Origin of the sequence: Baaleninema sp., from assembly GCF_049974805.1 — a bacterium.
Lineage (GTDB): Bacteria > Cyanobacteriota > Cyanobacteriia > Cyanobacteriales > Geitlerinemataceae > Baaleninema.
In genome coordinates, this window is record NZ_JBNGCO010000202.1 from 1 (window position 1) to 3,865 (window position 3,865).

The following is a 3,865-nucleotide window of genomic DNA, read 5'->3' on the forward strand; positions in this document are numbered from 1 at the left end:
CAAATGCTTTCTCTAAGAAGCTTTCGAGACTTGCCACCTTAAGTGACCCGTACCACGTCATCTTTGGTTTTTCCGATTTTGAAATAGTTCTCGTTTCCGCTTTGGAAGATGTAAACAAAACCCATTGTTCTTTGTTTTTAAAATCTTGTTTGAAAAATCTTGAAAGACTGTAGGTTGGGTGTAGCGATAGCGAAACCCAACAATATCTCAACTCAGTGCAGAGACTCCCATCTGATAAATTGACATTTTTGAGATGCACCCACCCAACAGGCTCAGTGAAACTCTTATATAGAAAGCGTTTCAGATAATATCTTATTTGTCAATATCTAATATCTAAAATTACAAAAAACTTTAAAATCAAAAAAACTTGATTTGTCGAAAGATTGTAGTTTTCTCCCCAAAAACCTGCAAGTTCAAAGATTCAAAAAATCAAAATTCCGTAAACTTACAGACTGTCCGAATCCATCGTTTCCGATAAATTCCACAGCCGTCTCGCCGCCGGATTTCCGTAAAGATAGCGTTGCCCCACAGACATTAACGGTTCTCCAGCATTTTCGGGTAAATTACGATTTAAGGGATCGGTGATGTCGTCGGGATTTCGGAGAAAATCGGTGACGAAAACTACGGGGCGATCGAACTGCCAAAGTTCCTGTAACCTCGCTCGATCGATCTGATATCGGGGCGGTTTTCCGGGGAAAGCGGGAGGGATGCGATTGTCGCCGCTGTCGGTGAGAACTAATACAATAGGATACGCCAATCCCGGTTTTCCGCGAACCCAGCCGAGGGGGAATTCGGAATCATTGAAATTGGATGGAGAGAGTTGGGAAGATATCTCAGAAATCGGGGTTCCGTCGCGATCGAGGTAGAAACTCATCGCCCCGGCTGCCCCCAATTCTCGAGAACCTTCAAACGTCCAAATTGTCGTCTCTTCGAGGCGATTTTCTGCCGTAGTAATGAGGGTTTTCGAGGAACGTTCGTCGGCGAATTTGATAAATCCTTGGGTGACTGCCCCGTAAGTCACTACCATTCCTAAAATAATGGCAGCCAAACCGCGATAGGGGCGACGCTTCAACAACAACACGCCACCGACGAGACATCCGCTTCCCATGGCTAAGGCGATGACGACGGCTTCGGAGACGATTTCAGGAAACTGCGGCGACAGCCAGTTGGGAATTCCGACAGCGGCGACGCATAGCAATCCTCCCAAGGCGGCGTAGGTAATTCCGGCGAATTTTCGTCCCCATCGATCGCCCCGACGACGACTCTGCGTCCACCATAAGGCACAGAGTAACATCAACGGCGCAACGCTGGGCAAGCCGTAATACACCAACCGCGACGACAGGGGTAAAAATAAGAGAATTGGCGCGGCGAAACCGATGGCTAAAATGGTAAGGGCAGTACTGTGCGATCGACGCACTCGGGTGTTTTCCTGTTGCGTTTCTTGCCACAACATCGCCAGGGTTTGGGGTAGCGTCAACGCCCAGGGAATTCCCCAAACCCAGCTAATGCCGAGATATTCCAATCCCCCCACTTTCGAGACATCGTAATCGGGAGGATAGCGACTGTCGGCGATGCGTTGTAGGTTTTCGTTGAACAGAAAATATTGTAGAAATCCTGGGTTTTCCCGTTCCACGGCGAGACTCCAGGGCAACGTTACCCCCAGTAACAGGAGGATACCCCAGGGCAATCCTAACGCCGAAACGACGCGAGTGGGCGATCGCGTGGCGATGACGCCTAAGACGGCTAAGGCGGGAAACACCAACATCGAAGGACCTTTGGTTAACACGCACAACCCCAGCAACAGCCAAAAGGCGATTTGGTATTTTCGAGGGGTTTTGTCTCCCGTCAGTCGCCAAAGACAATAGTAAGACGCCAGCAGTAACGAACCCAGGAAAACGTCAAGGAGGAGTTGGTGAACGAAAATGAACCAGCCGCAGGCGGTGGCTAACATCAACGCCGCAACTCGCCCCGTGGCGGGGGTTCCCAACTCTCGCCCCCACTTCCACACGACGACAACACCCAGCCATCCGGCGAAGGCGAGGGGCAGTCTGGCGGCGAATTCGTGGATTCCGAGGAGGCGGTAACTGGCTGCGATCGACCAATAGAGTAACGGCGGTTTGTTTAAATAAGGTGAGCCGTTGAGTGTGGGGGTAATCCAATCTCCCCGCAACAGCATTTCGCGGGCAACTCCGGCGAAATGCCCTTCGTGAGGTTCGTACAGCCCGTAACTTCCCAATCCAAAAACGAGAATTGCTAAGGTTAGGATGAATATAAGTCCGTCTGCCCAGGCTGCCAGTTGCTTTCGGAACACTTTTTCCCTGATGAACGCCAACAGGATCGATTATCGGGGATTAGTCGCGAACTAGGCGATCGAGTGTTGCCGCCATGACATCTCGGGTTTGCCCGGAAACGCTGAAAACAAGGGCTTCGCGATAGACTCGTTGGGCGGGGTGTTGGCTGGCGTTGGATGCCCCGCTACAGGCGGATACGGCGGCGGTGGCACATCGAACCGCTAAATCGATCGCCCAGGCTCGCAGTTGCAGGCGATCGCGGTAGGATTTAATGGATTCGAGTTCCGCGTCGAAGATGGCGTTTCGACATTGCGTTAGTTCGCCATTGAGTTTTTCCCAGGCTTGACGGATAAAGGGTAAGGCTTTTTTGTCGGCGGCGTCGGCGAGGATGTCTAAGCCGCCCCGAGCGCATCCGAGGGCAAAGAAACTATGATGGAGTACGTTGGTGGTACTGTTGGATTCCATCCAGTTGGGGGGTTTGACGAACAACACCTCGTCTTGGCTGAGAAACCAGTTTTTGACGTCGGCGGTGACGGTGTTGGTGGCGGTTAAGGCAGCCATCGCCATCGGTTGGCTGAAGGAAATCTCCCCGCCGTCGGCTTGTTGGCTGTCAATCAGGGGCATCATTGCGAAGACGGAACTTCCATCGGGAAGCATCGCCCCCACCACGAAGGCTTCAAAGAAATTCCATCCTGTCACCCAGGGAACGAATCCGTTGAGGTGGTAGCCGCCTTCGACGGAAACGGCTTTCAGGGGAGGGTTTCCGCGACGCCGCAGTTGGGAAAAGCCGACGCCTAGCAGTCGTTTTCCGTTGGCGAGGTGGGGGAGATAGGTTTGTTTGAGGGCTTGGTTGCGGCTTTGGGTTAGCATGGCAGCGGCACTTTGATGTTGGGTTTGTAAAAATGCCAATGCCCCGGAATAGCGGCTGATTATTTCTTGGAAACGGCGGAATTCTTCGGGATTGTCTGCCCGCAGGGATAATAGAGATCGATCGGCTAACCCTTGTAAGGCGTGACGCAAGGCTTCGGGGTTGCGATCGATTTCGTTGGCGTTGGCGGCGACGTTCTCTCGTAAATAGGTTTCGGCGATATCAAGGGGGGTTTGAATGGCAGTCATGTTATATAGAGATGTCTGAGTGCGATCGATTTGCCGTTTATGGTAATTGCTTGGAATGCAAACCCCGAGGATTTTTTACTTTTGTTTTAGCCACAATCGCCCGACGGGTGGGAATAAAAAGATATACCATCACGTGGATATTCTCAATCGAGCGGGGTTTGAAGCTTATGTCGTCCATTTTACAGAAAAGTTCCGGGTGACGTGGTTTGCAAACGAGACTCCGGTGGTGGATCGATCGCAGTTTCGTCGGATGTACCATCGCCATCGGGATATTTTGGTGTTACCGGAAGATTTGGGAGACAATATTTTCTCGTTTCCGGGGAAGAAGGTTATTTTTAATCAAAATGTTTTTTACGGGTTTCAGATTTTGGAACGCGGAAAAACGGCTCGAATTCCTTATTTGGATGAGAATGTAATCGCTGCGATCGCCGTTTCGCAGCACAATCGAGAAATTTTGG

The 3,865-nt window shown here is 51.0% G+C and carries 3 protein-coding genes; 1 reads left to right on the forward strand and 2 read right to left on the reverse strand.

What is annotated here, in order from left to right; genetic code table 11:
- Positions 1–445: 445 nt before the first annotated feature.
- A complete protein-coding gene (locus ACP5D4_RS21165; protein ID WP_428013586.1) occupies positions 446–2,311 on the reverse strand; it encodes an ArnT family glycosyltransferase in 1,866 nt (621 codons plus the stop codon).
- Between the two features lie 40 nt (positions 2,312–2,351).
- A complete protein-coding gene (locus ACP5D4_RS21170) occupies positions 2,352–3,407 on the reverse strand; it encodes an acyl-CoA dehydrogenase family protein (RefSeq protein ID WP_428013587.1) in 1,056 nt (351 codons plus the stop codon).
- Between the two features lie 196 nt (positions 3,408–3,603).
- Between ACP5D4_RS21170 and ACP5D4_RS21175 the strand changes: the two genes are divergently transcribed.
- On the forward strand, positions 3,604–3,865 hold a 262-nt coding region (locus tag ACP5D4_RS21175; RefSeq protein ID WP_428013588.1), incomplete at its 3' end, for a hypothetical protein.

Excerpts from the sequence above, each read along its gene's own strand:
- ACP5D4_RS21170 (WP_428013587.1), bottom strand. The coding sequence starts at position 3,407 with ATGACTGCCATTCAAACCCCCCTTGATATCGCCGAAACCTATTTACGA.